We start from the raw sequence: 21,936 nt of genomic DNA, 5'->3' as shown, positions 1-21,936 counted from the left end.
AGGCGCGAATCAGGCGGTTGCCGCCGCGCGCATGGGCGCGAGCGTCGCGATGATCGGCTGCGTCGGACGCGATGTTTACGGCGCGCAACGTGTCGATGAACTCGCAGCCGAAGGCATCGATTGCGGGGGCATCGAAGTCTCAGATACGCACTCTACCGGCCTCGCGATGATCACGGTGTCCGCTGCCGGCGAGAACAGTATCGTGGTGGTGNCGGGCAGCAATGGCGCATTGTCGCCCGCAACCATTCACGCGAACGAAGCGCGCTTTCGTGCTTGCGACGTGGTCGTGTGTCAGCTCGAAACGCCGCCGGAGACCGTGCACGCGACGCTTGTCATCGCGCGCCAGCTAGGCAAGCTGACCGTGCTGAATCCAGGGCCCGCGACGCAACCTTTGCCCGCCAACTGGCTTGAACTGATCGACTATCTCGTACCCAACGAAATCGAGGTATCGATTCTCGCGGGACTCGCCCCCGATGCAAGCGACACCGCCGCGCTAGCGGCGAGCGGGCTGCATCGTGCTGGCGCGCGCAACGTCGTGGTAACGCTCGGCGAACAAGGCGTCTATGTCGTCGGCGACGCAATGGCGGGAACGCGCTATCCCGCGCGACAGGTTCGCGCGATCGATACGACCGCCGCCGGCGATACCTTCGTCGGCGCGCTGGCGGCAAAGCTCGCGATGCGCGCCGCGCTCTCGGATGCGCTCACGCACGCGCAGGCGGCCGCAAGCATCTGCGTTCAACGTCGCGGCGCGCAACCTTCGATTCCAAGGTTGGAAGAAGTCCGGGCGTGCCAGGCTGCATGACCTGTCGCTGACGGCCGAAGTCGCCAGGAGTGGCGGTTCGCTTGGTAGGTAAGCCGGCTTGGGACCGGTGAAATGATCCCGCCCAACCCGAAGGCTACGGCGGAACCTGAGAGATTGCCGTTTCGCCAGCTTGGTTAACAGGCGAAGCGCCGGGCTGCGTGCCGTCGACTGATGCACTGATCAGTTCCCTGATCTTCGCGGCAGTGGGGCGGCGTTGCGCCAGTGCGCGATGCTCCCCTGCAACCACTATCAAGCCCCCAATCTTCCTCGCCTGCCCGAGCAGTTTCAACAGCCGCCGCCAACCTCCACCGCGACGCTCGACGCGCGACGTGCAAGCGGATTGCTCTCGCTGCTCGCGCGGACCCGCCGGCGTGGATCGTCAGACTGCATTCACCGTCGGTATCTACCATCTGTTCCAACGGCGGTTCCCTCTTGCGCGCTTGCCACCCCTACATCAAGCGGTATCACGTGAGCCGACCTCTAAATCAACTAATTGACGAAGGCGATGCTGACCGGAGTCGGCATGCTGACCGTTTGCCCGATATCAGAAAGCTTGCCGGACGCGGTGTCGATGCCGAACACGTTCACAGTGCCGCTGCGCTGGTTCGCAACCAGCATCCACTTACCTGACCTGTCGATCCCGAAACCCCAAGGCCTTTCACCGCCCGAGGCCACACGTTGAACCAGCGAGAGCTGGCCGGAATTCGCATCGACCCTATAGACGGACAGCGAATCTTCTGCTCGATTTTCGGCATAGACAAAGCGCCCATCGCCGCTGACGGCGATTTCCGCCCCGCTTCTCGTGCCCTTGAATGTCTCGCTGCTGACCGGCAATGACTGCAAAAGCGCCAAGCGCCCTTGCACTGTGTCCCAGCGAAACACCATTATTTCCGCCGACAGTTCGCTGATCACATAGACATACTGACCGCTGGCGCCAAAAGCGATATGGCGCGGGCCGCTGCCCGCCGGCGCAACGAATGAGCGAGAGCGGACGGCGTCGTCCGCCGACAGAGAGTGAGCCCCACGGTCGAATCCATACACGAACACCCTATCGGCGCCGAGATCAGGAACGAGCGCATATCGCCCGGACGGGTCGACCACAGCGCTGTGCGCGTGCGCAGTGGCCTGGCGGCGGTTCGGCCCGGAGCCGATGTCCTTGACCGTCGACACGAGTAAACCCAGGCTGCCGTCCGGCTTGACTGTGATGCTCGATACGGAACCGCCGCCGTAATTCGCGGCAAGCAAGGTCATTGACGGAACGTCCAGGTACAGATTCGTGGTGCCGCTGCCTCTGGTTGCGACTTCGTTGATTCGTTCAAGCGCACCGGTAGTGCGATTCACCGCATAAGCGGTCACGCTTCCTTCCTTTGCATTATCGTCGTCGACCGCGTAGATCACCGGCAACACCGGATGCGCGGCGACCCACGTCGAGCGCGCACCCTCCGCAACCTTGGCGATTACCGCAAGCTTGCCCGTCGACGGATCAAAGCGCAGCGCTTGAATCTGACGGTCCTGCGTGCCGACGTACACCAGTTCGCCCGTCGACCCTTCAGGCGGTATCCCCCTACCGCTGCACCCGCTCAATGTGGCCGCGAGCGACATGACCGCAGCACACGTTCTGATCAGCAGGTACCGGGTGTGTGTAGTTCTCTTTAAGGAATGAGTCATGGGCGATAAATCCCAAGGCGAACACAAAATTAAGTTCACCTCAGGTTATTCGATTCGCCCCCATACGTCCCTGTATAAAAGTGCTATTCACTGGTATTTTTTGGCGCATCTTCCCCTTCAAAACCCTCACTGCGACAAGGCCTTGCGCTGCGATTGCTGCCGCGCCGCAGCGCGGAACTGGCTCGGCGCCTGGCCGACTTCTCTGCGGAAAAAGCGCGTAAAGTAAGCCGCATCCGCGAAGCCGAGCGCAAACGCAATCTGCTCCACTGACATGTCTCCAAAGATGAGATTCCGCTTTGCCTCGGTAATGATGCGGGCATGAATCATTTTCGTCGGGCTTTGTTCTGCTGCGGACGCACACGCTGTGCGCAGTTGCACGAGCGAAACAGCCATCATCGATGCATAGTCCTGCAGCGGCAAGTTCTCGCGGAAGTGTTCGTCGACCAGCTTGCGAAAGCGTTCGACAACGCGAACATCGTTGCGCGTGGCGCTTTCGTTGCCAGTATCGGCAAGGCGCACCTCACGGACGAGCTTGAGCAAAAGCATCGTAAGCAGCGCTTCGGTGCCGATCACGTGACCGGTCGCGTCGGATTCTGCCTCTTCCTTAAGACTGCAAATCAGGCTGTAAAACTCCATGCCGGCGTCGGCACAATAAACAAGCGGAATCACTCGCGGCGACGCCCACAGTGCCATGAATTCCTGGAGTTTTGCGTTCACTTGCGCGAGATATACAACCTCGATGGTGACGACCCAGCGGTCGGCGTCAAGCTCGTAGTCGAGACCATGCACGCACTCGGTCGGCAACAGCAGGGCGCAAGGCCCATCGAACGGCACACGGCTGCCTTCGAGGTTCATCATGCCGCGGCCGTTGCGCACGAATATCACCTGGCCATACGCCGGATGCGCATGCGGTTCGGTTCGCCAGCGGCCTCGCTCCGTGACATGGCCTACATGTACAAACCAGTTCTTTTCCTCCGGGCGCTCAACGTACAGGCGAACCTTCGGGACAGTCGTCATGTTCGCGCTGGCGCCGGACCGGGTGTGATACTTTGCCGAGGCACCGTGTGGCATAAAGTCTCCTTGGCCGATGCGGGTCATCACGGCCATCGTTAGAATTCCGGGTTCGCACGCGAGGGCTCGAAAAGCGTGATGCAGAAGTGCGCAAGCTACTCGCGGCAGTTGGCGTCGGAACTGCGGAGTGCGCGAACGCCCGAAGCGACACACAGCGCGGTGCGCTTACGCGAGACACCAGCGGCGGCGGCAAGCTCCGCGTGTGACACAGTTAGACATCCGTAACTGACTCGACCAGTTTCTCGAACCATGTCGCGTGAATCGCCGAAACTCTCGCGCGGCCTCAATACAACAAGCTCCGTGGGAGCAGAATGCATTCTTGCACATCATCCAGTAAGGCGCGCCCTGCTATTAACCCGGATGAGCCGCGCCGTGGCAAGCTCCCTCTGCAATCAGAACTTGTGCATCATGCCAATGATCGCGCCGCGCGTGTCGGCGCCCGGCGCGACGGCAAGCCCGGTGTAGCCTGTGCCGTTGAGCGTGAAGCGGGCTTCGTTGCGGTTCTGAATAAATCCCGCGGAGCCATATAACGTGGTGCGCTTCGAGAGCGAATACGCGTAAGTGAGACCGATCTGTTGCGCATTATTGCCCTGGCCTGTACGGTCATGCGCGTAACCATACATGACAGAAAGCTGGGCAGCAGGACTAAACGAGTATGAACCCGATGCTTCATACACGTCGCGCTTTATGCTGTCGTCAGTCTGGTGTTCGGCGTGGTACGCCAGATAGAACCGCGCGGCCCCTATTCCGACAGACGCGCCCGCGTTGAACAGCTTCAGCGTTGAAGTTCCTGCGGCATTCGCCGCCTGCTCATAGCCGGCCGCGATGCGAAATGGGCCGTTTTCGTAGCGCAGTGCAGCGTTATAGAACTGAAATCCGTTCGTTGGCTCGGTGGTCGAATCGCGCATCGCGACCATGAACTGGGCACTGAGCCCGTACACCGCCGGTGTGAAGTAAGAAATGGCGTTATTGACGCGAATGGTCAGGCTGTTGAAGTTATTCATCGGCGACCCGATGCTCATCACCGCGGTCGGATCAAGTTCCGGGTTGATGAAAATGTATTGAGGCGTGTTCTGCAAGCCAAACCGCGTCTCCCCAAACGCGCCGGATACACCAACCCACGCTTGCCGGTTAAAGGCTGCCGCCGAATTCGAAGCTGCTCCCGTCACGCCAGAGAAGCCTTGCTCCAACTGGAAGTTGACATGCAGGCCGCCGCCGATATCCTCACTGCCCTTCAAACCATACCGGCTTGCGAACAGGCCGCCGGATACCGTACGGACTACCGTGCCCGAAGCTGAGTTCCGGTATTCGATGCCGTTGTCGATCACTCCGTAAAGCGTGACCGACGACTGAGCGTATGCCCAATTGACAGCGCACGCCGATGCAATGCCGGATATAGCCAATACCGCCTTTTTCATTTTGTCTCCTGTTTATATTTTAAATGTGCGAGCGTATGCCCCGCTACCGTACGTGGCTGACGCGGACGTGGTTCTTCGCGTCCTACACGCTGAACCAATGCACAGACGTGACCGACCCATCGCCCCGCTCGTCCAGCGTTGAACTACTGGAGAGCCATATCGCAGGGATGCCTGCCTCAACGCAGATGTATCTGCTGCCTCCGACGCCTACGGGAGCCGGTCATGCCAAGGGCATTGGATGACCGGCCGCGTGCCCAGGTAATGCACCGTGCGCGATGCACAGCGCCTTCGTTCCACAGCCAATGCAACGGGAGCTCAAAGCCCGGGAATGTAGAGAGGCATGGCCTCTTCCCACAGCGTGTCCGTTGTCGGCCGCTGATTGCTGCCATCCGCATTCATTACCCAATTCTGGCCGTCGGGCTGGAAGCTGTTGTCGTAAAGCGCTAGTTCGTCACGAAAGCCATAGGTGCCGGAGCTGTATGCGATACGGCCGTCCCACGTCCACACAGCGTGGCCCTGGTTCGAGCCGTCCGTAGTCAGGCGCGTGAGGCCCGTGCCATCCGGTCTGATGGTGAACACGTCGTAGTTGAACTTGTTCGGATCGGCGGTATCGACCTGCTTACGTGTGAACACGATCTTGCTGCCGTCTGGCGACCAGCCCGGCAAATTATCTGCACCGCTCGTCAGCACGGTCGAGCTGCGCGTGTTCAGATCGAGAATGCGCAGCCCTTGTACGGTGGCGCTCCATACCCGGTACACAAGTTTCTTGCCGTCGGGCGAATAGCTCGGAAAGCCCGCGTTGATGGAACCGTCCGTCAGCGCCTCGGCCTGACCATTCATGCTGCCGTCTGTCCTGATCCGCATGATCTGGCCGGCACCAGTACTGCGGGTGAAGAACCAGTTGCCCACACCGAAGGCGACCCACTGACGATCCGGCGACCACGTCGGCTGGAATGCGCCGGCGAGCCCCTGCGCGATGACAGCCGGGTCCAGACCGCTCGTTGCCGGATCGTAAATGCGCGTATAACCGGACAGATCGGGATTGGTGACGGCAATCGACGAGCCGATTGCCTTTTCCGTGTACACCAGCTTTGCCCGGTCTCTGGACAGTTGCGGGAATACGTCGAGATAGGTGTACTTCCAGGCCGGATCGAAACTGAATAGCGGGGTTCCGTTGGCACGCGCGGGACTAAAGGCGACTTTCTCGTACACCAGCTTCGTACCGTCCGGCGAGTAGCGCGGCGAGCGGATACCCGTGTTGGCCGTTGAGCGGAAAATACCTGCTGTCGTATAGAGCCCCTCTGTCGAGCCGCCTTTCACGTGGTACGCGACACTGTTCGCATTCAGATATTGCGGGAATACCTTGAAGCCCGCAGTGGAAGTCATCGTCGTTCGGGCGAGGCTCGAAACATCGACTGACACGAGTTGAGAACTGACCGAATCGATCGACTCGGGCCGGTGCGCGCCCCACGTCGATTCCACCGGCGTTTCATAGAACACGACCCGCTTGCCGTCCGGCGACCACGAGGGCGATCCCTCGTCGTAACCCGCCACGCCGGCCACTTTCCTCCAGCCGGAGCCGTCCGGCCGGATGATGTAGATGCTGCTTTCCTGCGTACGCTCCCAGCCGGTGGGCAGATTGTGGCCGCGCCAATCCGAGCCCGTATCGGATGACAACGCAAGCCACTTTCCGTCCGGCGACCATGAAGGTCTGAAGTAACTGTGCGGCCGTGTCGGATCGAAACCGAGCGAGCCCGTCACGTTATTCAATGCGCCCGTCGATACATCGAGGGTCCAGATGTTGGCGGTGCCAAAGCCGTCCTTGCCCCGGCGCGACGAGACGAACGCGATCAGGTTCGGGTCTGTCGGCGAGAAGACGGCCGCATCGTCGACGGCCAAGTGATCGGTTAGCCGCTCGATTCCTGTGCCATCTACCTTGACCCGATAGAGGTTCGATTGACCGAGGCCATCGCGCTCAGAGGTAAACACGATCCACTGGCCATCTCTGGAAAACGACGCGTGATAGTCGAACCCGGCGGTTGGAATCAACTTGTGCTCGCCGGTACCGTCGGCATTCGATATGTACAACTCCGAAGTGACAGGGCCGACCCGGTTGAGATACAGGGTTCCATTCGACGCCGCGCCTGCCGCGCCCACAGGCGAGACAGAGGCGCCCGCAATCGCCAAGCAGCCGAAGAGCTTTTTGAAAGACGAAATGAGATGCACAGCAAATGCCTCCATTAGTTTTATATTGGAGCGGGGGGCACACCGCGCCAAGCCGCCCGCTCGACTGGATACATTGACGCAATGCGTTCGTTTCCTCGATACCTCCGTTTTGATGCTGCTGTCCGGTCGTCTCTCGTCCACGGCAGCGAATCAGTTGCTCGCAGCGGATTGTTCGGCTTTCCAGTACATGAAGCCCATGCCCTCGCCAGTGCCTGCTGGCGTGCGCCAGCACGGCACGTAGTCCACCAGCGTCATGCTGGCGCGCGTTTCCTGCACCGCCTTCATGACGCTGACATAGAGCTTGATTTCGGATGTGCCAGACTGATACGAGCGATTGTCCACCGCAGCGAGACCGTCGTAGTCATAGTCGGCGAGCATCTTCATGATGCGGCGGTCGAATTCCTCGTCGTTGACGAAGTGCGACAGGCCACCTGACGCAAATATGCCTACCCGCACGTCGTCCGGCCACGCATTGATCGCATCGCGCAACACCGCTCCGAACTCGATGCAACGTGACATGGACGGCTGCGTCGGCGGATAAAAGCAATTCATGATGACGGGCACATGCGGCGGCGGCGCATCGCCCATGATCTGGTGATAGACGAAGCTGTACGCATGGGGCACAACGGGATATTCGGGCAATGGTTTCATCCACACGTTGTCGGGCCACGCGAACAGGTCGGTCAGATCGAAGCGCTCACGCTGGAAGTGCTCGATCAGATAAGTGGCCAGTCTGGGATGACATTTGTGCGTGACGTGGTGGTCCGGCGCATACACGGAGCGCTGCGGCGGGCCGTTATGCACCTCCTCGCCGCTGTAGATGGCGATCGACGGCGAGCAGTGCGGAAAGATTTCTTTCTGGTCCTTGCCGAGAATGATCGCGACGTCGATCTTCGCTTCGCGATACGCGGCGGCCATCGTGTCGAGCGCGGCGCGGCAGCGCGCCGCGCGCGTGGTGCGCTCCTCGAGCGTCAGAAACTTTTCGAAGGCCGCTTCTCGATGCGCCTCCAGCTCAGGATAAGTCCATGTCCGATTGCGATACCACAGTTCCGGATTACTGCGGTCGCGCTCACCGTTCTTTAGCCAGTCTTCCGGCGCCTGACCGAGCATGCCGCTGTGCGGCACTGCCATTCCGAATACAATCTTCGCCATATATGTTTTCTCAGTGAATTAAGTGTTCTGCAACGCAGCCAGGGTGCAGTAAGCGTCACTACGGTCCGCTATGCGGCCCTTTCTACGCTTGCCGCAACGAAGGCTGCATTTCCGTGACTTTCGGCGCCCATTCGGGGCGGTACAAAATCGCGGTTGCAAGCGCTCCCAGCGCGAGGAAGACAAGAATCACCATCATTGGCAGGTCATAGCTTCCGCTCACATGCAGGAGCCACCCGGAAAGGCTTGCCGTCACGCCGCCGGCAAGGCTTGTCGCTACCTGCTGCACGCCCGTGACGAGTCCGATTGCCTGCTTCGGAATCAGGCTCAGGCGCGAAAGCACGAGGTTGTTGGCGGTTACGAGGCCAAGCAGCGAAAGCGACAGTACATTCCAGAAGAGCGCCAATTCCAGCGTCGGTGCATAGGCGCCGAGCAGCACTGTGCATCCGCCGACAAAACCTGTGATCGTGAACAGCTTGCGCACGAGAATGGCGTTGTACCCTCTCGCAATGATCCTGTCCGCAACCCAACCCGCGAGCGCCGCGACGATTGCGATGCCGGCGAAGCTGAAGAACGTGAAAAGCCCTGACCTCGAGAGCGAAAGATGACGTTGCTCGACCAGATACGAAGGCATCCACGTCATGCAGTAAAACGTGAAATAGCCGTAGCAGAAGTTGGTGATGAGACCGCCCCACACCACCGGGCTAGACACGATACTGCCGAGACTCACCGTGCGTGCGCGCCGGTTTGCGGCTGCGAGTTGCTCCTTCGTCGGCAAATCGTTACGAGCCAGCAGTAGCCACGGCGCGAGCCAGACCAGACCGATTAGACCTGTGGCGACGAACATCACCTGCCACGAATAGTGGACGATGAACCATGCACCCACTGGCGCGCCCAACGCTGGGCCAAACTTGTTGCCCATCGCCAGCAGGCCGACGGCAAGTCCATTCTGGCTCTCGTCGAAGTTATTGCGAATCCAGCGATAGCTAGCGGGAATCACAATTGCCTCAGCCATTCCAATGATCAGACGCATGACGACGAGGCTCGTGAGCGCCGTGACCGCCCCCATCAGCGCAGTAGCAAGGCACCACAAAGCGAAGCTGATCGCGTAGGGCCACTTGACGCCGTAGCGGTCCGCAACCCAGCCCATCGGAATCTGGAACGCGCCGTACGACCAGAAAAACGCCGCGTTGATCCAGCCGCGGTCTACGTTGGTGAGCGCGAAATGGCGGATGAAACTTGCGTCCGCCAGCGTCGACGAAATACTGGTGCGATCGACGAACGAAATCAGCACGCCGAGCGCAAGGAGCGCAAGCACAGCCCAGCGGCTCACGCTTCCTTGTCGTTCAGGTTTGTTTGTCTCCATCTGCTCTTTTCTCTTTGATTGGGTTGGATTGCGGAAAACGCGGGCGCCGGAGCCATCGTTTCGACGAATCGAGCATATGTGACGAAGGCGTCTGCGTCCCTACACAAAAGTCACTTTCAATGGCACTTTTGTTAAGGTCTGCCAGCATTGATCGGCCTTTATTAAAAGTTCCGGCGAATCTCGGTTTTGTGCAGGGACGTCAGCCCGTCGATCCAATATTCTTCGTTCTCGCTTTCGCCGCGCCCTTTGCCCTCGCCTATGCCGTGTCGCGTTGGACGCCAGGGCGTTACGAAAGCAAGCGCCTGTTGCGCGCGCAAAGCGCTCGAAAAAAAGAAACAGACTCGGAGACAGAATGAAGAAGCTGGTCTATCCAATATCGACCGTTGCATTGGCATGTCTATTGAATACCGCTCATGGGCAATCGTCGGTCACGCTTTACGGCGTGCTCGACAACGGCATCGAATATCAGAACGGCGGTGCGGGGGGCGCGGTCCGTGCCGTATCGAGCGGCCTCTTTGCGACCGTGTACGGCCTGACCGGTCACGAAGATATCGGTGGCGGCGTCCGCGTCAATTTCCAGTTGGAGCAGGGATTCTCGGGCGTGACCGGTGCGGCGACCGACCCTACCGCCTCTTTCAATCGTCTAGCATGGATCGGCGTGTCCGGACGGTTCGGCGAAGTGCGCTTCGGGCGTCAGAAGAAGCCTGAGTATCTCTTCCTGAACGGCGAAGTGGACCCCACCGCAGTCAAGAGCTTCGCCTCGCCGATCAACAACTTCACCGACGCGTCCGTGCGCGCGAGTAACGCGATTGCCTACTTCCTGCCGGACTTTCGCGGTCTGAGCGTGCAGGGCATGGTGTCGCTGCGCGATCAGACGACGAGCCCGTCGAACGGCCTGCGCTTTTACAACGTCGTGGCGCGCTATGTTCACGGTCCCCTTCATCTGGGCGCCGGCTATGAATCGTCTGCAAATGCGGCCGGCACGTCGGTGCAGAAGATATTCAGAGGGACCGCGTCTTACCGGCTGGGCGCGGCGCGCTTTTATGCGGCGTACCAGACGGAACGTCAGAGCGATAACAGCGAAAAGCGTGACATCTACGAAGTATCGGGCACCTATCTGTTCAATCCGTTTAACCGGCTCTCGGTAATGTATGGATACGCGCACGACCGGACGGGCCAAGGCAATAACGCTCAGCAGGTCGGGCTGATCTATGAATATTATCTGTCGAAGTCGACTATTCTGTACACCACCGCCGGGCTCATTCAGAACCGCAATCAGGCGCAATACACGCTGGACGGCACGCAATATTCTGGCATTGCGGTCAACCCAGGCGCGTACGCGCGTGGCGTAATCCTCGGAATGACGCATAAATTCTGATGCGGATACGGATGGCGGCGCTTTTGTGTCGCCATTGGAGCTTAACCATAAGAGGTGGAAAGACGCGCCGCGAGCCGTCGTGCTCAACGCGCTGTCTGTGACTGCAACGTCTTCCGTTGGGCGAGCGGCTTGAAGAGATGACTCCATGCAAGGCTGACGAGGACCGTCGCGAATCCGCCGAGCACGACCGAGCCGACGACGCCGAACGCGGTAGCGGTCATACCTGACTCGAACTCGCCCAGTTGATTGCTCGCGCCGATGAACAGCGTGTTCACCGCGGCGACTCGTCCGCGCATGAGATCCGGCGTTTCAAGCTGGATCAGTGTCTGTCGGACAATCACACTGATGGTGTCCGCGCCGCCCGACACGGCAAGCAGCAACAGCGACAGCAAAAACGAACGGGAGAGCCCGAATGCGGCAATGGACATTCCGTAGATGACCACAGCGACCAGCAGCTTCTTGCCAACGCTGCTGCCAATTGCACGGCGAGACAACACAAGGCCGACACATAATGCGCCCGCGGCAGGCGCACAGCGCAGCAAGCCGAGACCCTGCGGCCCGACGTGCAGGATTTCTTTCGCATAGACCGGCAGCAACGCGGTCGCGCCGCCGAACAGCACGGCAAAGAGATCGAGGGAGATGGCGCCGAGCAACAACGGGTTGCTCCACACGAAGCGCAAGCCGGCGAGCACCGTTTGCGCCGTGACCGGCTCACGCGGCGGCGGCACGTAGTCGTAGTGAATGATCGCGTACATCACGGCGCTCACGCAGAACACCGCTGCGCACGTGAGATAAAGTGTGTTAACACCCATGGCGAACAGCAAGCCGCCCAACGCCGGCCCGGCTATCACGCAGACCTGTTGAACCACGGTGCTAAGCGCCATGGACCGCGCGAGCAGATTCTGGGGAACGAGCATCGGCAAGAGCGCCTGCTGCGCCGACATTTGAAATGGCCGGATCGCGCCGAGAACGAGAGAGAGGCCGAGCAACAGGTCGCGTGTCACGACATGCGTTACTGTGGACGCAGCCAGCAGCGCGGCTGTCACCGCCTGCGCGGCGAGACAGGCCGCGACAATCCGGCCGCGATGCATGCGATCGGCGCAATGACCGGCGACGAAAGTCGTCGCGAGTCCGGGAGCGAACTGGAACAGTCCGACGAGCCCCAGCGACCACGCGCTCGATGTCAGATCGAACATGTGCCAGCTGATTGCAAGCATGAGCATCTGCTGCGCGGTGATTGAACCGGCGCGGGCAATCAGGAAACGCGTCAGCGACGAGTGTTTACGCATGGGCGCCTGCGCGACCGGTTGCGAGCTGTTGTTCGCGCGCGTCATGTCCGCTGCCCCAGTCCCGCCTTGCAACCATGCGGGCACTCAGGGGAAATTTCTGTTTGCATAGGTACGCGCCTTTGCATCGTCGTTGTCTCGCTCTTCGTATCCACTACCGTTGACTTTCGGCGCCCACTTGCGCTGAAGCAGCACCACCGTGCTTGCCGCGCCAAGCACGAGGAAGCCGAAAATGGCCGCCATTGGCAACGTGTAGCTGTGCCCGACATGAAGCAGCCAGCCCGACAGACTCGCCGATACGCCACCGGCGAGGCTGGTAGCAACCTGCTGCAAGCCGGTATTCAGACCCACCGCCTGCCTGGGAATCAGCGTGAGTTTCACCAAAGCAAGATTGTTCGCCGTGACAAGGCCGAGGAGCGAAAGAGATAGGATGTTCCAGAACAGCGCCATGTGCGGCGACGGCGTATAAGCGCCTATCAGAACCGTCGTGCCCCCGATAAAACCGGCCACGATGAACGACTTGCGCACGACCACCGCATCATGGCCACGCGCAATCAGCCTGTCCGCCGCCCACCCGGCGAAAGCGGCCACGATGGCGATTCCGGCGAAGCTAAAGAATGTGTACAGCCCCGACTCCTGCAGCGAAAGCCCCCGCTGTTCGACCAGATATGCCGGCATCCACGTCATGCAGTAAAACGCGAAGTAGCTGTAGCAGAAATTGGTGATCAGGCCGCCCCATACAACTGGACTCGCCAGCAGATTGGCGAGCGGCACCGAAGCCGCCCGGCGCTTCGCCGACGCAAGTTCGGCACGCGACGGAAAGTCGTTGTGAAGCATCAGTTGCCAGGGCATCAACCAGACCAGTCCTGCGAGTCCTGTGATGATGAACATCGTCTTCCATGAGCCGACGGCGATCAGCCACGCAGCGATCGGCGCACCGAGCGCCGGCCCCATCTTGCCGCCGATCGAATAGATGCCGAGCGCCGTGCCCTTGCGCGTTTCATCGAAGTTGTCGGCGAGATAGCGGTAGGTGGCCGGCACCACTACAGCTTCAGCGATGCCGATGAGAAGCCGCATGACTATCAGCGCGGACAGCGTGGTCACGAGACCCGTCGCCGCTGCCGCGAGACACCACAGCAGAAAGCAGATCGAGTAAGGCCATTTCACGCCATAGCGGTCGACAAGCCAGCCCATCGGCATCTGCAACAGGCCGTAAGACCAGAACATTGCTGAGCCGAGCCAGCCGCGCTCGACGTGCGTCAGCGCAAATTCCTGCACGAAGTGCCGATCCGCTAAAGCGGTCGACATACTGGTTCGGTCCACGAAAGAGATCATCAGGCCGAGCGCCAGCAGCACGAGAATGCCCCAGCGATTCTCGGGCCGCAGCGCTTTTTGCCGAGTCGTCTCCACCTTTGCGTCTCCGATGTTCTACTCGTTTTTGACTACCCGGAGCTTCGTCGCTCAGCCCAGGCTTCCCGTCACATCGTCGAACAGCTCATCTACGGAAAGCCGGCGCGGAATGATCTTCTGATCGAGCGCCCAATCGACCGCCAATTGCAGCCCCTTGCGGTTCGCCTCCAGTCCGATCGGCGGAAAGACAGCTGGCACCCCCTCGGCGAACGAGCGGCTTTCCACGATCATACGGTACAGCTCGCGCACCACATCGGGTCGCTCCCTCGAAAGATTCTGATGCACCACGAACATGTGATTGATCGGAACCACTCCACTGCGCGTGAACCAGTCCTTTGCAGCCGCATGCGCGTCCGGAACCAGCGTGCGTACGCGCTCGTCCTTCGGCATGTCCTCGCCGAGCAGCGCAGCGGCCAACTCGCCTTTGAGCATCATCTCCGGAATAGAGGAACCTGCCGGCAGACGCTCGCAATTTTGCGGGTCGCTGTACTCGGCCAGGTGTCCGTCGCCGAGCGTCATCCACGTGACCTTGTCGAGATCGACGCCATATTCGTGGCGCAGAACGCCGCGAATCCACAGTGCGGTGGTTTGCGTGTAAGTGCGCACGCCGACTTTCTTGCCTTCGATATCCTTGGGATCGAGATGCCCAAAGTCGATGTTGTAGCCGGCGCAATGGTGTTGGAAGCGCCCGGAGATAGGTGTCGGCATCAGCACATAGGGCTTGCCATAGGCTTTGGCCTGTAAGAAGGTGACGATGGCGAGTTCGCCTGCATCGAATCTGTCCTCTCGAACCATCGCCTTGAAGCCGTTGTGCGCGGGAGTTGGGCCGCAGAAGTCCAGCGTCACCAGATCCGAGCTTATCCGCCCGTCGCGCATCGCCTTTGTCACCGCGTACTCAGCTAGATTGGTGCGCAGCGTCGGCACACCTGTGAGCGTCGTTGTCATGAGTGTCTCTCCTATTGCCTGATTGCCTTGATCGGTTAAAGCCGTACCTCGATGAGGCACGGGCCCGGCTCGCGGGTCGAATCGACCATTGCTTTATGGAAGCTCTCCGCCGTTTCGACGGCAACGCCAGGTACGCCCATGCTCTTCGCCATTGCGAGCCAGTCGATGCGCGGCCTGTCGATGTCGATCATCGAGAGCGCGCGCTCGCCCGGCGTGCCCGCGCCCATGTTGGCGTACTCCCCCTTGAGAATCGCGTAGCTGTTGTTGGCGAAGATGATTGTCGTGACATTCAGGTTCTCGCGCGCCTGAGTCCATAAAGACTGGATCGTGTACATCGCGCTGCCGTCGCCGACCATGCAGAACACGCGCCGGTCCGCACACGCCAGCGCCGCGCCTGTGGCTACAGGTGTCGCGTAGCCGATCGAGCCGCCCATGTTGTTGATGAGATCGTGCGGCAGCGCCCCCATGGTCAAGCCCATGGACTCGCGGCCCGTTGTCAGCGATTCGTCGACGACGATGCAGTGCTCGGGTAACGCCGCTGCCAGCGCGTGCGCGATGCTTATGGGATTGAGCGCGCCGGTGGGAACCGGCGTCTCGATGCGCGGCTGTACGAGCGCCGCGGTGTCGGCCGCGCCGAGTGCCTGCAGCAGCATGTCGAAGGCAAGGTCGCTGTCCTCGTCGGCCTCAACGAGCGCATGAACCAGCGTGCCTTCGGCCTTCAACAGACTGGGCTTTTCCGGGTACGCGAAAAAGGCCACGGGCTCCGTGGTCTCGACCGTGACAATGTGTTTGTAGTCCTTGAGAAATGCGTTGGCCTGCGCCACAGCGTATGGAATTCGCGCAATCGGCACCCGCCCCGCGCCGCGTTCCATGCGCGCGGTGAAGAACTGAGAGGCGAGCCGCGCGCCGGTCGCGGCCGCCACGCGGCCTGCTTTCTCAAGCGCCGAGCCGCGTGTTGCCCTGTTGGCGAGAATGACCAACGTCGGCTCGCCGGAGCGCAACACCCTTGCGACGTGTTCGATGCGCGCGGCACTGGGCGTCCTGCGACGGACATCGACGGGCGGCGGCAGCACGGGAGCCGCGCCCGCCTGTTGCCACGATGTATCGCCGGGCAGGATCAACGTGGCAATCTGTCCCGGATGCCCACTCGCTTTCGCCACGGCCTGAGCGGTATCCCAGGCAATGCTGTCCGCCGACTCCGCGCGGCGAACCCAGTGACTGAGCGGTCGCGCAAGCCCCTCGATGTCCGAGGTGAGCGGCGGATCGTACTTGAGATGCGCCACGGAATGCTCGCCAACCACGTTCACCATACCGGACGACGCACGCCTGGCGTTGTGAATGTTCGCGAGGCCGTTTGCAAGTCCCGGCCCAAGATGCAGCAGCGTCGAGGCGGGCTTGTCCCTCATTCGATACCAGCCGTCTGCTGCACCCGTGGCAACGCCCTCGAACAGGCACAACACACTGCGCATCTTCGGGTTGTCGCCGAGCGCGGCGAGGAAATGCATCTCGGAGGTGCCCGGGTTGGCAAAGCAGATATCGACGTCCTGCTCGACCAGAGTCGCGACGAGGCTTTCGGCGCCGTTCATCAGTAGCCTGCCATGTCGCGTGCGAGGCCCACTACGCCGTAGGTCCGCTGCGGAGCCGACATCAGGAAGCGGTAGCCCTCTTCGCTCAGACGTCGATGGTTCTTGGCAGTCACGTGCGGATGGCCGACCACCACGTTATGCTTCCTGCAGGTGTCGACGATCTGGCGCATCGCCTCGACAACTTCCGGGTGCTCGTACTGGCGGGGGAAGCCAAGTTCCTGGCTCAAGTCGCCCTCGCCGATCAGAATGAAGCCGATGCCAGGCACATTCGCCAGGATGTCGTCGAGGTTCGCGATCGCCTGCGTGCTCTCGCACATCAGGCCGACAAGGATTTCGCCCTGCGGCGCGAGCGGCCATACGTCGGCCTTCTGGTAGTACTCCTGCATCGAAACGCCCCAGTAGCGCGCCGCATTGGCCGGACCGTCGCCCCGTACACCTTTCGGCTCGTACAGCAGCGCGCTTTTCGGGCGAGCGTAACGACACGACGCAACGGCGTTGTAGGCCTGCTCCACGGTCGCCACGTGCGGCCAGATGACGCCGTATGCGCCGCGATCGAGCACCTGCTTTGCAAAGCTCTGGTTCATCTCGATGCCGTTGGCCGGAATGCGCGCAATCGGCGTCACTTTCGTCGCCACCGACGCGGCCTCGGCAATCTGCTTGCGGCTCAGCATGTATTGCAATGCGTCGCCGAGCGCGCTCACGTCATACGGGTTGTGTTCCATCTCGAAGACGATGCCGTCATACGGCGAATCGCTCATTTCGATGGCGGTCTGCTTGTCGAGCTTGGAGAAGGCCGCATGCGCGGCCTTGCCCGACTCGAATGCTCGAATGATGCTGTTCAGGCGGATGTTGGACATGTTGATCTCTCTTTCGCTGCGAGGCGCCGCATAAGGCGGCCGCGCACGCGTGGCGGTGTTCGGTGCCGGGGGCGACAGTCGGCTTAGCAAAGAGCCGGATACAGCCTCTGCGCGGTTTTACTGAAGATCCACTCACGTTCTTCGTTGCTGAGGCAGGCGAGCCCCTGCTGAGCCGTCGCGAGTATTTCCGCGAGCGTGCCGGGCGAGGTCGGGAAGTTCGAGCCCCAAGCCAGGCGCTCTGCGCCGAACGCTTCGACGACACGCGGGAAGAAAGTCTCCGCACTCGCCTTCTCCTTCTTCACATCGCCGAAAATGCGCGGCGTGAGCTTGAGATAAATGTTCGGCAGATCGGCCAGCGCGAATAGGCTGGCAGCCTTTGCATACGGAGGTCCGTCGAGCACGTCGGGGCGGCCCAGATGATCCAGGATGATCTTCACATTCGCAAATTTTGCGGCGAGCATGCGCACCTGAGGTAAGCCGATCGGCCCGGTCTGAATGCACATCGGCAGCTTCAGCTCGGCAAGCATCTCCCACGCCTTGAAGGACTTGGGATTGTCGAGCTCGCTCGGATCGAAGTCTTTGGTCGAACCGCCGGTGAAGATGCGCAGCCCGGCGAGGCCCTTGTCCGACCAGCTTTTGATCACCGCCTGCACGTCGTCGGCCAGCATATCGACGGAGCCCACGGCCGCGAGCCGGTTCTCGTACTGGTTGCAGCCGTCCACGACATAACTGTTGTCAAAGCCGTAAGTGGTCGACGAATGCACGACGGCGGCCTTCGCAACGCCGGCCTCGTCCATGGCTTTGATGAGCGCCTCGACGGTGTTGGGCCGCTCCTGAGACCAGTCCGAGCGCTTGCCGAAGAGCGGCGCAGGCGGGTAACGCTTTTCGTCGTCCGAGATGATATGAGGATGAATGTCGATGATGTTCATGATGTCCGTCAGCGATCGCTGCGTTACAGTCCCTTGGATTTGAGGTGCGCGTCCAGTCGCGGATAGACGCGGCGGGCATTGCCTTCGAAAATCGCGTGGCGGTCGGCGTCGCTCAGGGCCGTGCAGGCGTCGATGTAGCGCTTCGTGTCGTCGAAATACTCGCCGGTGTCCGGATCGCGGCCGCGCACCGCGCCTATCATTTCCGATCCGAACAGCACGTTGCTCGTCGGCACCACTTTAGTCAGCAATTCCACGCCCGGATGGTGATAGACGCAGGTGTCAAAGAACACATTGCTGAGCAGCCCTTCGAGGGGACGCTTCGCCATTTCGAGCGACATGCCGCGGTAGCGACCCCAGTGGTAAGGCACCGCGCCGCCGCCGTGCGGAATCACGAATCGCAGCGTCGGGAAATCCTTGAACAGATCACCTTGGAGCAACTGCATGAAGACCGACGTGTCCGCGTTCAGATAATGCGCGCCCGTGCCGTGGTGACACGGGTTGCATGATGCGGCGACGTGGATCATGGCGGGCACGTCGAGGTCGCACAGCGTCTCGTAGAGCGGATACCACTCGCGGTCCGTCATCGGCTTGCCGGTCCAGTAGCCGCCGCTCGGGTCGGGATTCAGATTGCAGCCGACAAAGCCCATTTCCTCGACGCAGCGGCGCAGTTCGGCAATCGAGTTCTTCGGCGGCGCGAGCGGAGACTGCGGCAACTGGCAGACCGGCACAAAGTTCTCCGGATACAGGTCGCAGACGCGGCGTACCAGATTGTTCGACACCTCGGCCCATTCGAGGCTCGTGCGCTCGTTGCCGAGATGGTGACTCATCAGGCCCGCAATCGGCGAGAACAGAGTGAGGTCGCCGCCGCGCTCTTTTTGCAGACGCAACTGGCCGCTGCCGACGCCCTCGCGGATGTCGTCGTCGGAAACGCGGGCGCCCGAGAGCGGCGGCGCATTGGCCGGGTCATTGGCTGAGTCGATCTGCTTCGCACGCCAGTCGCGAAAAGATGCGGGGACCGTCGTGAAGTGGCCGTGGCAATCGATGATCATTTCTTATTCCGTCTGGAGTGGGATGCGTAGATGAATGCACGAGGTCCAACCTGTACGCCCGGCTCAGGCGCGGGGATCGACGAACAGCTCGGTCATCGTCATGCGTCGCGGCGTAAGGCCCTGCTTGAACGCAGTGGACTCGAGCGCCTCAATGGTCTTGCGGTTTTGCTCGATACCGTACGGCAGCGGATCGTGTCCGACGATCTTGCGCAGCTCCAGGTATTTCTTGTTCTTCTTGTCGGTGAGCTCACCCGCATCGAGCTTAGCGAGCCAATCCTCTTTCGCTTTGTCGAAAGCGTCGTAGATCGACCTGGCCACCCACGGATGCTCGGCAAGCACCGAGTCCTTCACAACGATCGTGCCGTGCATCGGGTAGACGCCGGTGCGAGCGTAGTACTCGGCCTCGAGTTCTTCCGCGTTCGGAAACAGATCTGGATAGTCGGCCTCGACTTCCTTCCAGCCGCCCGTCGGATCGCCGGTGCGACCAATGCCAGCGTTGCCGTGGAAACCGGCGACGAGTTCACCCTTTTCCATCATTTCTGCAAGCGAACTGCCAGCAGGCGCGTGAATTACATTCGGCGGCAACTTCAGTTGCGTGACGTGCTCTTCGTCGTCGACCACCCATGTCACTTTCGAGGCGTCCAGTCCGAATTCGTCCATCAACACCTGACGCGTCCACGCGCCCGTCGTCACCGAATAGGCACGCACGCCAACCTTCTTGCCCTCCAGGTCCTTGGGCGTTTTGATGCCTGCGCCCGGCCGCACGAGCAGCCCGGAATGATGAAAGCGTCGCACGACGAAAATCGGCAGCGCGACGAACGGCGCGCCATAGGCACGGGCGATGATGTAGGTCGTCGGCGCAAGTTCGCAGACGTCGAATTCGACGTCGCGCACCATTCGGCGAAACGCGCCGATCTGCGGCTGGACGGTGATGAATTCTGCATCGACGCCTTCTATGGGGATCGAGCCGTCGCGGATGGCAGCGGTATGCGGATGCTCGGCGATCGCGAGCGTGAGATGTACTTTCTTGGTCAACGTAGTCTCCTTTGACTTGGGCAATTGGATCTGCCTGCCTCCCGGCTGCTGCCGGCTGTGGTCGCATTGCGCGACTCACCAGGCGATCCCGTTGACTGAATGATGTTTGCGCGCCGGTTTTCCGTCTATTGAAATAAGCTGCGCGAGTGTTAACCATTTGGTAAAGGAGAGGCGATTGGCGACCAGGCGCGCGTGCTCAAACAGAGCGCAAGGCCTTGCGCGGCGCGGTGAAGCTGAATATGACCAAGGTACAGTGCAGCGCGGGATACCGCGGATAATCAAGTCTTACATCCCGCAGTCTTGCGCGTACCAATCGTCCATGCGCCGCTGCGCATGGTGCAGCGCGCCAGGATAAAGATCGGCGTCGGTCACCTGGTTGTATCCGGCCATGAGCAGCACCGCTGCCTCGGACGTCAAACGGTCGTGCGTCGGCTCGGCGCCCTTCCTGAGGGCGGCGAGATCACGGCACTCGCGCGGCGTGATGTGACGCGACGCAGTCGGGGCGTTGGACAGAAGGTCGGTGGATGGTGCAGTGCAAGCCATGAGGAATGCGGGAAGTGTCAGGCATGCAAGAGCGATCTTCATCATGGTCTCCGCTGTCGAGAAAACCGGGAACACCATGATGAAGTGTAGCGCGACACAACAGTCGAATAGCTGGCGCAGCGCTGACAAACGCGCCATTTACGCCGGCGCGCCTCGCGGCCTAACGAACCGCCACGCCGTCAACGCGCCGGCGTGGGCGCGCGCAGCCGGCTCGCCCCGCCCGGTGCCGCCGCGCGTGCTGCAGCGTCCGCGCCCGCCTGCAGCCGTCCGGCGGCCTCTTCGAGACACGACACCATCAACTGCGCGCTCGGCGTGAGGCCGCGATTGCGGTTCCATAGCACGCCTGCCGGACGCAGCAAGCGCGGCAGGCTTAAGGGAAGAGTATGCAACGGCTGCGCCGTGTCGCCACCGGGCGTGCCGGCCATGACGGCGATGAAATCCGAGATTTGCAGATGGGCACGTGCGACGTGCATGGAAAGCGTTTCGATGTAGTTGCTGGTCAGCGGGACGTCGTGTGCTTCGAGCGCCCTTTCCAGCGGGTCTCGCAGTATCGAGCCGGGTGGCGGCAGTATCCACGGATATGGCCGCAAGTCCGACCATGTCACCGACTTCCTGCGGGCCAGGGGATGGTGTCGGCCAGTCATCAGCGTGACCGGCTCTTCAAGAAGCTCGCGCTCCTCGAAGCTGCCGAGCGTGTCAGGCGCCGGCAAGCGGCCCACGACGAGGTCGAGATGACCTTGCCACAGCTCGGGCAGCAGCAAGGCCGTCGTGCCTTCCGTGACCATCACGTTGGTGCCGGGCGAGCGCTGTTTCAGCAGGCTCAGCGCCTGCGGCAACAGCACGGAAGCCGATGCTGGCAACATGCCGATATGAACCTTGCCCTCGGTCCCCGAACTCAGTGCCTTCAGTTCGTCGCGCGCCTGATGCAGGATCGTCAGCATGTCGCGTGCGTGGCGGATCAGGCAATCGCCATACGGCGTGGGTACGAGGCCCTGCGCGGTGCGCGAAAACAGCGTAAGCCCGAGGCCCCGCTCCAGTTCCGCCAGCGACTTGGAGACGGCAGGCACCGTCACGTGCGTGACGTCGGCGACCTGGGTCAGATTGCGGTATGTGTCGATCGTGACGAGCAGACGCAGGTGCCGCGCCTTCAGGTTGATCTGCAGATACCAGTCGAGAGCTGACACGTCGTGTGCCTCCGCGGTTTCACCATCTGGTCAA

Annotated in this window: 19 protein-coding genes and 1 pseudogene; 3 read left to right on the top strand and 17 right to left on the bottom strand. The window is 61.1% G+C overall.

Annotated elements, in window-relative coordinates; genetic code table 11:
- Positions 1-31: 31 nt before the first annotated feature.
- Positions 32-802: a PfkB family carbohydrate kinase gene (locus F757_RS0108860; RefSeq protein ID WP_442856633.1), complete on the top strand. Its 771-nt coding sequence runs from the start codon at positions 32-34 to the stop codon at positions 800-802.
- Between the two features lie 118 nt (positions 803-920).
- Here F757_RS0108860 and F757_RS36495 read toward each other — a convergent pair.
- The 7 genes and pseudogenes from F757_RS36495 to F757_RS0108830 all read right to left on the bottom strand — a co-directional run.
- Positions 921-1,104: pseudogene (locus tag F757_RS36495) on the bottom strand (methyl-accepting chemotaxis protein); the annotation flags it as partial.
- Positions 1,105-1,291: 187 nt separating this feature from the next.
- On the bottom strand, positions 1,292-2,404 hold the full coding sequence (locus tag F757_RS0108855) for a lactonase family protein (protein ID WP_027211087.1): 1,113 nt from the start codon (positions 2,402-2,404) through the stop codon (positions 1,292-1,294).
- A gap of 192 nt (positions 2,405-2,596) precedes the next feature.
- Positions 2,597-3,541, bottom strand: a complete 945-nt coding sequence (locus F757_RS0108850; protein WP_027211086.1) for a helix-turn-helix domain-containing protein — start codon at positions 3,539-3,541, stop codon at positions 2,597-2,599.
- A 392-nt stretch (positions 3,542-3,933) separates the two neighbouring features.
- On the bottom strand, positions 3,934-4,959 hold the full coding sequence (locus F757_RS0108845; protein WP_027211085.1) for a porin: 1,026 nt from the start codon (positions 4,957-4,959) through the stop codon (positions 3,934-3,936).
- Between the two features lie 315 nt (positions 4,960-5,274).
- Positions 5,275-7,185, bottom strand: a complete 1,911-nt coding sequence (locus F757_RS0108840; protein ID WP_232221381.1) for a hypothetical protein — start codon at positions 7,183-7,185, stop codon at positions 5,275-5,277.
- Between the two features lie 150 nt (positions 7,186-7,335).
- Positions 7,336-8,337: a protocatechuate 3,4-dioxygenase gene (locus F757_RS0108835; protein WP_027211083.1), complete on the bottom strand. Its 1,002-nt coding sequence runs from the start codon at positions 8,335-8,337 to the stop codon at positions 7,336-7,338.
- A gap of 82 nt (positions 8,338-8,419) precedes the next feature.
- Positions 8,420-9,700, bottom strand: coding sequence for an MFS transporter (locus F757_RS0108830; protein WP_027211082.1), 1,281 nt, complete (start codon positions 9,698-9,700; stop codon positions 8,420-8,422).
- 119 nt (positions 9,701-9,819) lie between these two features.
- Between F757_RS0108830 and F757_RS35715 the strand changes: the two genes are divergently transcribed.
- Positions 9,820-10,056 carry a hypothetical protein gene (locus F757_RS35715; protein WP_156923570.1) on the top strand — a complete coding sequence of 79 codons (237 nt, stop codon included), beginning with the start codon at positions 9,820-9,822 and terminating at the stop codon, positions 10,054-10,056.
- On the top strand, positions 10,053-11,078 hold the full coding sequence (locus tag F757_RS0108820) for a porin (protein ID WP_027211081.1): 1,026 nt from the start codon (positions 10,053-10,055) through the stop codon (positions 11,076-11,078). Before F757_RS35715 ends, F757_RS0108820 begins: the two co-directional genes overlap by 4 nt.
- 83 nt (positions 11,079-11,161) lie before the next feature.
- Here F757_RS0108820 and F757_RS0108815 read toward each other — a convergent pair whose 3' ends face one another.
- The 10 genes from F757_RS0108815 to F757_RS0108770 form a co-directional block, all read right to left on the bottom strand.
- On the bottom strand, positions 11,162-12,367 hold the full coding sequence (locus F757_RS0108815) for an MFS transporter (RefSeq protein WP_027211080.1): 1,206 nt from the start codon (positions 12,365-12,367) through the stop codon (positions 11,162-11,164).
- Between the two features lie 84 nt (positions 12,368-12,451).
- Positions 12,452-13,774 carry an MFS transporter gene (locus F757_RS0108810; RefSeq protein WP_027211079.1) on the bottom strand — a complete coding sequence of 441 codons (1,323 nt, stop codon included), beginning with the start codon at positions 13,772-13,774 and terminating at the stop codon, positions 12,452-12,454.
- A gap of 51 nt (positions 13,775-13,825) precedes the next feature.
- A complete protein-coding gene (locus F757_RS0108805; RefSeq protein WP_027211078.1) occupies positions 13,826-14,719 on the bottom strand; it encodes a phosphate ABC transporter substrate-binding protein in 894 nt (297 codons plus the stop codon).
- Between the two features lie 35 nt (positions 14,720-14,754).
- Positions 14,755-16,305, bottom strand: coding sequence for an acetolactate synthase large subunit (locus F757_RS0108800; protein ID WP_027211077.1), 1,551 nt, complete (start codon positions 16,303-16,305; stop codon positions 14,755-14,757).
- The gene (locus F757_RS0108795; protein WP_027211076.1) at positions 16,305-17,162 is read right to left on the bottom strand and encodes an HpcH/HpaI aldolase family protein; all 858 of its coding nucleotides are present in this window, start codon (positions 17,160-17,162) and stop codon (positions 16,305-16,307) included. The genes F757_RS0108800 and F757_RS0108795 overlap by 1 nt, the downstream gene beginning before the upstream one ends.
- A gap of 83 nt (positions 17,163-17,245) precedes the next feature.
- Positions 17,246-18,094: an amidohydrolase family protein gene (locus tag F757_RS0108790; RefSeq protein ID WP_027211075.1), complete on the bottom strand. Its 849-nt coding sequence runs from the start codon at positions 18,092-18,094 to the stop codon at positions 17,246-17,248.
- Positions 18,095-18,114: 20 nt separating this feature from the next.
- On the bottom strand, positions 18,115-19,140 hold the full coding sequence (locus F757_RS0108785) for an amidohydrolase family protein (protein WP_027211074.1): 1,026 nt from the start codon (positions 19,138-19,140) through the stop codon (positions 18,115-18,117).
- Positions 19,141-19,203: 63 nt separating this feature from the next.
- Entirely contained in the window at positions 19,204-20,175 is a 972-nt protein-coding gene (locus F757_RS0108780) for an ABC transporter substrate-binding protein (RefSeq protein ID WP_027211073.1), read from the bottom strand.
- Between the two features lie 285 nt (positions 20,176-20,460).
- Positions 20,461-20,763, bottom strand: coding sequence for a hypothetical protein (locus F757_RS33225; protein WP_232221379.1), 303 nt, complete (start codon positions 20,761-20,763; stop codon positions 20,461-20,463).
- Positions 20,764-20,897: 134 nt separating this feature from the next.
- Positions 20,898-21,902, bottom strand: a complete 1,005-nt coding sequence (locus tag F757_RS0108770; protein WP_027211072.1) for a LysR substrate-binding domain-containing protein — start codon at positions 21,900-21,902, stop codon at positions 20,898-20,900.
- Between the last annotated feature and the right edge of the window lie 34 nt (positions 21,903-21,936).

Origin of the sequence: Burkholderia sp. WSM2232 (genome assembly GCF_000472545.1) — a bacterium.
Taxonomy (GTDB): Bacteria; Pseudomonadota; Gammaproteobacteria; order Burkholderiales; family Burkholderiaceae; genus Paraburkholderia.
Note: the sequence above shows the minus strand (reverse complement) of the source record. Positions and strands in the feature narration are given on the sequence as shown.

Excerpts from the sequence above, each read along its gene's own strand:
- F757_RS35715 (WP_156923570.1), top strand. The coding sequence starts at position 9,820 with ATGGCACTTTTGTTAAGGTCTGCCAGCATTGATCGGCCTTTATTAAAA.
- F757_RS0108805 (WP_027211078.1), bottom strand. The coding sequence starts at position 14,719 with ATGACAACGACGCTCACAGGTGTGCCGACGCTGCGCACCAATCTAGCT.
- F757_RS0108835 (WP_027211083.1), bottom strand. The coding sequence starts at position 8,337 with ATGGCGAAGATTGTATTCGGAATGGCAGTGCCGCACAGCGGCATGCTC.
- F757_RS0108800 (WP_027211077.1), bottom strand. The coding sequence starts at position 16,305 with ATGAACGGCGCCGAAAGCCTCGTCGCGACTCTGGTCGAGCAGGACGTC.
- F757_RS0108795 (WP_027211076.1), bottom strand. The coding sequence starts at position 17,162 with ATGTCCAACATCCGCCTGAACAGCATCATTCGAGCATTCGAGTCGGGC.
- F757_RS0108850 (WP_027211086.1), bottom strand. The coding sequence starts at position 3,541 with ATGCCACACGGTGCCTCGGCAAAGTATCACACCCGGTCCGGCGCCAGC.
- F757_RS0108820 (WP_027211081.1), top strand. The coding sequence starts at position 10,053 with ATGAAGAAGCTGGTCTATCCAATATCGACCGTTGCATTGGCATGTCTA.
- F757_RS33225 (WP_232221379.1), bottom strand. The coding sequence starts at position 20,763 with ATGATGAAGATCGCTCTTGCATGCCTGACACTTCCCGCATTCCTCATG.
- F757_RS0108855 (WP_027211087.1), bottom strand. The coding sequence starts at position 2,404 with ATGTCGCTCGCGGCCACATTGAGCGGGTGCAGCGGTAGGGGGATACCG.
- F757_RS0108815 (WP_027211080.1), bottom strand. The coding sequence starts at position 12,367 with ATGCGTAAACACTCGTCGCTGACGCGTTTCCTGATTGCCCGCGCCGGT.
- F757_RS0108845 (WP_027211085.1), bottom strand. The coding sequence starts at position 4,959 with ATGAAAAAGGCGGTATTGGCTATATCCGGCATTGCATCGGCGTGCGCT.
- F757_RS0108830 (WP_027211082.1), bottom strand. The coding sequence starts at position 9,700 with ATGGAGACAAACAAACCTGAACGACAAGGAAGCGTGAGCCGCTGGGCT.
- F757_RS0108785 (WP_027211074.1), bottom strand. The coding sequence starts at position 19,140 with ATGATCATCGATTGCCACGGCCACTTCACGACGGTCCCCGCATCTTTT.